General features: G+C 64.6%; 6 protein-coding genes. All 6 read left to right on the forward strand.

The window, feature by feature from the left end:
• Positions 1-281: 281 nt before the first annotated feature.
• The 6 genes from ACODSK_RS32070 to ACODSK_RS32095 all read left to right on the forward strand — a co-directional run bounded on the left by ACODSK_RS32070 (position 282) and on the right by ACODSK_RS32095 (position 5,947).
• Positions 282-1,205, forward strand: a complete 924-nt coding sequence (locus ACODSK_RS32070) for a hydroxymethylglutaryl-CoA lyase (protein ID WP_489022095.1) — start codon at positions 282-284, stop codon at positions 1,203-1,205.
• A 10-nt stretch (positions 1,206-1,215) separates the two neighbouring features.
• The gene (locus ACODSK_RS32075; RefSeq protein WP_489022097.1) at positions 1,216-2,400 is read left to right on the forward strand and encodes a CaiB/BaiF CoA transferase family protein; all 1,185 of its coding nucleotides are present in this window, start codon (positions 1,216-1,218) and stop codon (positions 2,398-2,400) included.
• 15 nt (positions 2,401-2,415) lie between these two features.
• Positions 2,416-2,940: a gamma carbonic anhydrase family protein gene (locus tag ACODSK_RS32080; protein ID WP_489022098.1), complete on the forward strand. Its 525-nt coding sequence runs from the start codon at positions 2,416-2,418 to the stop codon at positions 2,938-2,940.
• A 66-nt stretch (positions 2,941-3,006) separates the two neighbouring features.
• A complete protein-coding gene (locus tag ACODSK_RS32085) occupies positions 3,007-4,326 on the forward strand; it encodes an MFS transporter (RefSeq protein WP_489022100.1) in 1,320 nt (439 codons plus the stop codon).
• Between the two features lie 57 nt (positions 4,327-4,383).
• Positions 4,384-5,673, forward strand: a complete 1,290-nt coding sequence (locus ACODSK_RS32090) for an OprD family porin (protein ID WP_489022102.1) — start codon at positions 4,384-4,386, stop codon at positions 5,671-5,673.
• A gap of 88 nt (positions 5,674-5,761) precedes the next feature.
• On the forward strand, positions 5,762-5,947 hold the full coding sequence (locus tag ACODSK_RS32095; RefSeq protein ID WP_489022104.1) for a type II toxin-antitoxin system Phd/YefM family antitoxin: 186 nt from the start codon (positions 5,762-5,764) through the stop codon (positions 5,945-5,947).
• Positions 5,948-6,138 lie beyond the last annotated feature (191 nt).

The raw sequence follows: 6,138 nt of genomic DNA on the forward strand, positions 1-6,138 counted from the left end.
GATGTGGGAGCGGCTGTTAGCCGCGATGCGCCGCGCGGGCGGCGCTCGATCTTGATGGCACTGAAAACCTTCCGGCATGCGCCTGGCAGCCTTGATGCGATTTCTTGACAGGCGCTCGTGCTCAAAAGATGTGTAGATACCCATGCAGCGATGAGGCCCTTGGCCACAGCACAAATCGATTGATCCATCGCCATCCACGATGGATACCCCCTGCAAAGACGTCTTTTCCCCGGCCCCGGCCCTGCCTACCTTAGGCAGCAGCACAACCCGCGAGAGAAGCCATGACAAGAATAATCATCAACGAAGTCGGCATGCGCGACGGTCTGCAAAGCCTGCAGAGCATCATGCCCACCGACGCCAAGAAACGCTGGATCGACCAGGCCTACGCCGCCGGCGTGCGGCATATGGAGGTCGCGTCCTTCGTTCCCGCCCGCCTGCTGCCGCAGATGGCCGACGCCGCCGAGGTGGTGGCCCACGCCCTGACCTATCCCGACCTCAACGTCACTGTGCTCGCACCGAACCTGCGCGGCGCCGAGAATGCCCTGGCCAGCGGCGCCCAGCGCATCGTCGCGCCGATTTCGGTCAGCGCCGCCCATAGCGAGGCCAACGTGCGCCGCTCGCCGGAAGAAATGGTCGAGGAATTCGCCCGCATGTGCGACCTGCGCAGCAGCAGTGGCCGCGACGAGGTGATCATGGTCGCCGGGATGTCCACCGCCTTCGGCTGCACCCGCCAGGGCGAGGTCAGCCTGGCCGACCTGTGCGCCCTGGTACGCCGCGTGCTGGAAACCGGCTGCGAACAGATCTCCCTCGGCGATACCACCGGCTATGCCACCCCCGGCCAGGTCGGCGCGACCATCGATGCAGTGCGCGAGATCGCCGGGTCGAAGTTGCAGGCCGCACATTTCCACGACACCCGCGGCCTGGCCCTGGCCAATAGTCTGGTGGCGGTGCAGCACGGCATCACCGAGCTGGACGCCTCCCTCGCCGGCCTCGGCGGCTGCCCCTTCGCTCCCGGAGCCTCGGGCAATACCGTCAGCGAAGACCTGGTGTTCATGCTGCAAAGCATGGGTTACGCCACCGGCATCGACCTGCAACGCCTGATTGCCTGCCGCGAGCTGCTCGCCAGTGCCCTGCCCGGCGAGCCGCTGTACGGCCATATCGCCCGTGCCGGCCTGCCCAAGAACTTCGTCGCCCCCGCCGCCTGAGGAAAGCCCCATGCAACAGTTGCCACTCGACGGCGTGCGCGTCGTGGAAATGTCCCATATGGTCATGGGCCCGACCTGCGGCATGATCCTCGCCGACCTCGGTGCCGAGGTGATCAAGGTAGAACCGATCAAGGGCGATGGCACCCGCCGCCTGCTCGGCGCTGGCGCCGGTTTCTTCCGCACCTTCAACCGCAACAAGCAGAGCCTGGCGGTGGATGTGGAAACCGCGGAGGGCCGTGACGCGGTACTCAAGCTGTTGGACAGCGCCGACGTGTTCATCGAGAACTTCAAGCCCGGGCGCATGGACGCCCTTGGCTTCGGCTACAGCGCGCTGAAACAGCGCAACCCACGGCTGATCTACGCCACCCACAAGGGTTTTCTCGCCGGCCCCTACGACCAGCGCCTGGCCCTCGACGAAGTGGTGCAGATGATGGCCGGCCTGGCCTATATGACCGGCCCGGTGGGCCGGCCGTTGCGCGCCGGCAGTTCGGTCAACGACATCATGGGCGGCATGTTCGGCGCCATCGCCGTGCTCGCCGCGCTGTACGAACGCCAACGCAGCGGCGTGGGCCGCGAGGTGCAGAGCGCGCTGTACGAGAACTGCGTGCTGCTGGCCGCCCAGCATATGCAGCAGTACGTGGTCACCGGCGAAGCAGCAGCGCCGATGCCCAACCGTATCAGCGCCTGGGCCATCTACGACGTGTTTACCTTCGCCGGTGGCGAGCAGATGTTCGTCGCGGCCACCGGCGACGGCCAGTGGCGCACCCTGTGCACCCTGCTCGGCCAGCAAGACCTGATGAACGACCCGAGCCTGGCCAGCAACAACGACCGCGTGCTGCAGCGCCCGCGCCTGCTGGCCCATCTGGCGGAGATCTTCGCAACCCTCGACGCCCAGCAACTGGCGCCGCAACTGGAAGCCAACGGCATTCCCTTCGCGCCGATCCGCCGCCCGGAGGAGCTGTTCGACGACGAACACCTGATCCATAGCGGCGGCCTGGCCCAGCTCGAACTGGAAGACGGCAGCCATACGGCGATGCCCCTGCTGCCCTTCTCCCTAGACGGCGAACGCCTCGGGCCACGGCGCTCCATCCCGCGGATCGGCGAGGACACCCTGGCAGTGATGCGCAACCTCGGCTACAGCGACACGGAAATCGCCCGCCTGAGCGATGCCGGCGTGCTGCGCAGCGAACAATAAGAAGAGGACTGCTCCATGGCGATCTATGAATACGACGGCCAACGGCCGGAACTGCACGACAGCGTCTATGTTGCCGAAGACGCGACGGTGATCGGCAAGGTGGCCCTGGGCCAGGGCGCCAGCGTCTGGCCCCAGGCGGTGCTGCGTGGCGACAACGAACTGATCGAGATCGGTGCCGGCAGCAATGTCCAGGAAGGCGCCGTGCTGCATACCGATCCCGGACACCCGCTGCGGGTCGGCAACGACGTGACCATCGGCCACCAGGCCATGCTGCACGGTTGCCGGATCGGCGACGGCAGCCTGGTCGGCATCCAGGCGGTGATCCTCAATGGCGCGGTGATCGGCCGCAACTGCCTGGTCGGCGCCGGCTCGCTGGTACCGGAGGGCAAGGTCTACCCGGACAACTCGCTGATCCTCGGCGTGCCGGCCAAGGTGGTGCGCGAGCTGACCGAGGAGGCCATCCAGGCATTCCACAACAATGCCCGTGACTACGTGGAGCGGGCCCAGCTCCACAAGCGCAGCCTGATCCGCATCGCCTGATTCGAACACGACCTGCCGCCCTCGATGGCGGCGACTCTCCGCACAATTACAAGAATGGAGAACACCATGACCACGTCCTCGACGGCGCTGGACATTGCACCCGCCTCTGCACGCCTCAACGAACTGCTGCTGTACCGCCGGGTGGCCTGGCGGATCATGCCGCTGGCGATCATCTGCTTCCTGTTTTCCTATTTCGACCGTATCAACATCAGCTTCGCCAAGACCCAGATGCAGGCCGAACTGGGCCTGAGCGACGCCGCCTACGGGCTGGCCGCAAGCATGTTCTTCATCGGCTACGTGCTGTTCGAAGTGCCCAGCAGCTGGGGTCTGAAGAAGTACGGCGCGCCGGCGTGGATCTGCCGGATCATGGTGTCCTGGGGCCTGGCCACCGCCGCACTGGTGTTCGCCTACACCCAGTACACCCTGTACTTCCTGCGCTTCCTGATCGGGGTGATGGAGGCCGGGTTCGGTCCGGCGATCCTGTTCTACCTGGCCTGCTGGTTCCCCAAGCGCTACCTGGCGCGAATCAACGGCCTGTGGTTCCTCGCCGTGCCCCTGGCCGGTGCGGTGGGTTCGCCTGCCGCCGGGCTGATCCTCGGCAAGATGGACGGGCTGCTCGGCCTGGCCGGCTGGCACTGGCTGTTCCTGCTCTCCGGGCTGCCCTGCGTGCTGCTCGGCCTGGCGGTGCTGTGGAAGCTGGACAACGATATCGATTCGGCGAAATGGCTGAGCGCGGAAGAAAAGCACCAGCTCAAGGACAACCTGAAAAACGACCGCAAGGCCGACGGCAACAGCCATGGTTCGATCTGGCGGGTGCTGCTGACCTGGGAAGTGGGGGTGTTCGCGCTGATCTACTTCGTGATCAAGAGCGCCAGCTACGGCCTGAATTTCTGGATGCCCAACCTGATCCAGTTGTCCGGGGTGCATGACCTGCTGATGGTCGGCCTGCTCAGTTCCTCGCCCTATATCGTTGCCTGCATCGGCATGCTGGTGGTGACCCGGCGCTCGGACAAGACCGGCGACCGCAAGAGCTACCTGCTCTGGTGCATGATCGCCTCGGCCATCGGCTACCTGCTGGCCTGCGGCTTCTCGGGCAACCCGGTGGCGCTGATGCTGGCGTTGGTCCTGGCCACGGCGGGCACCTTCATTGCCATCCCGGTGTTCTGGACCATTCCCCAGTCGACCTTCTCCGGGCTGGGCATCGCTACCGGCACGGCGGCGATCAACTCCCTCGGGCAACTGAGCGGCATCGTCTCGCCGGCCATGGTCGGCTTCGTCAACGACCTGACCGGCGTCAGCTACATGGGCATGCTGTCCATCGTGCCGCTGATCCTCGCCAGCGTGGTGCTGATCGCGCTGTTCGTGAAGAACCCGGCGAAAGCCTGAGTTCTCCCCCGTCGTCGGGCTGGCCATCAGCCCGACCCGATCCCGAAGGTAATAACAATGACAACAAGCACCTCCTGGTGGGCTTGCGCCGTGGGCGCGGGCCTGGGCTTTACCCTGCTCGCTGGCCCCGCATCGGCGGATTTCATCGCCGATGGCAAGGGCAGGCTGGAACTGCGCAACTTCTACTTCAGCCGTGACTTTCGTGACGGTTTTCCCAGCCAGTCGAAGCGCGAGGAATGGGCCCAGGGCCTGATCCTCGACTGGAAATCCGGCTTTACCCCTGGGCCGCTGGGTTTCGGCCTGGATGCAATCGGCATGCTCGGTCTCAAGCTGGACTCCAGCCCGGACCGCTCCGGTACCGGTCTGCTGCCGCGCGATGCCGAGGGCCGGGCCTTCGACGATTATTCGAAAATGCTGCTGACGGCCAAAGTGCGTTTCGCCAGGAGCGAATTGCGCTACGGCGGGCTGAATCCGGTCCTGCCGTTGCTGGCGTCGAACAACAGTCGACTGCTGCCGCAGTACTTCGAGGGCGGGCAACTGACCTCCCGGGATATCGGCGACTTTACCGTCCATGTCGGTCGGGTCGACAAGGTCAAGCAACGGGATTCAGCCGATTCGGAGGACCTGACCACCATGGCCCAGGTGGGTGCCTGGTCCACCGCGATCCACAGCGACAGCTACAGCTACGGCGGTGTCGACTACCAGCCGATGGCGGATCTGACCTTGAGTGCGCACGCCAGCGAACTGGAGGACTTCTATCGGCGCACCTACCTCGGGCTCAAATACTCGCTGCCACTCGGACCGGGCAAGGCCTTTACCGAGATTCGCCACTTCACCGCCCGGGAAACCGGCGCGGCGCTGGTCGGCGAGGTGGACAACCGGGTGATCAGCAGCAACTTCGGCTACCAGCTCGGTGGCCATCGCTTCAGCGGCGGCTACCAGAAGGTCGCCGGGGATACCGCCTATGCCTACCTCGGCGGCACCGACACCTACCTGTTCAGCGAACAGCAGGCCTACACCTTCTCGCTGCAGGACGAGCGCGCCTGGCATGCGCGCTACGACTACGACTTCGCCGCGATGGGCCTGCCCGGGCTGACCTTCACCCTGCGCTACGTCAAGGGCGACGACGTCGATGTCAGCCACGTATCCACGCGCAAGGCCGCGCTGCTGCGGGCTGCCGGGGAAGATGGCCGGGAATGGGAGCGCACCACCGATCTCGCCTATGTGGTGCAGAGCGGGCCGCTGAAGAACCTCGGACTACGCTGGCGCAACGCCACGGCGCGGTCGAGCTTGCAGGATGGGGTGGATGAGAATCGGGTCATTGTGAGTTACGAAATAGGGTTCTGACCGGTGGTGCAGCTGCAAGCCGAATTTGCGTTAGTCTCGCCTCCAGGCTGTAGCCGTCACACATCGACACCTCCACAGGACGCAACCAATGAGAGTTGAAACGAACAAATTTCTCAAAAGGCATGCAGCTTCCCGCCCTCAGGATGAATCCCTGGCGGAGGGTCTGGCACTGATCAAGTTGCTGGCTATTGGTTCACGTGAGTATGAGGAAGGCAAACATTGCTCCGCGGGTGAACTGATAGAACGATTGAGGAAAAGATTCAGCACCGAATGAACGAAAGGCGAATCAACGCCCTTCGTTACGCAACCACTCGTAGGAGCGTGGCTTGCCCGCGAAAGACCGCGTAGCGCTCCCAAGGCGAAATACCAGGTCATGGCTGAGAGGTGCATGCCGACGTTTTTCTAGCGCTCTCAAGATCGAGCGCCGCCCGCGCGGCGCATCGCGGCTAACAGCCGCTCCCACAT

It is taken from the genome of Pseudomonas sp. FG98, from assembly GCF_057808595.1.

Bases quoted from the DNA above. Each gene is read 5' to 3' on its own strand.
- ACODSK_RS32095 (WP_489022104.1), top strand. From the start codon at position 5,762: ATGAGAGTTGAAACGAACAAATTTCTCAAAAGGCATGCAGCTTCCCGC.
- ACODSK_RS32085 (WP_489022100.1), top strand. From the start codon at position 3,007: ATGACCACGTCCTCGACGGCGCTGGACATTGCACCCGCCTCTGCACGC.
- ACODSK_RS32090 (WP_489022102.1), top strand. From the start codon at position 4,384: ATGACAACAAGCACCTCCTGGTGGGCTTGCGCCGTGGGCGCGGGCCTG.
- ACODSK_RS32070 (WP_489022095.1), top strand. From the start codon at position 282: ATGACAAGAATAATCATCAACGAAGTCGGCATGCGCGACGGTCTGCAA.
- ACODSK_RS32075 (WP_489022097.1), top strand. From the start codon at position 1,216: ATGCAACAGTTGCCACTCGACGGCGTGCGCGTCGTGGAAATGTCCCAT.
- ACODSK_RS32080 (WP_489022098.1), top strand. From the start codon at position 2,416: ATGGCGATCTATGAATACGACGGCCAACGGCCGGAACTGCACGACAGC.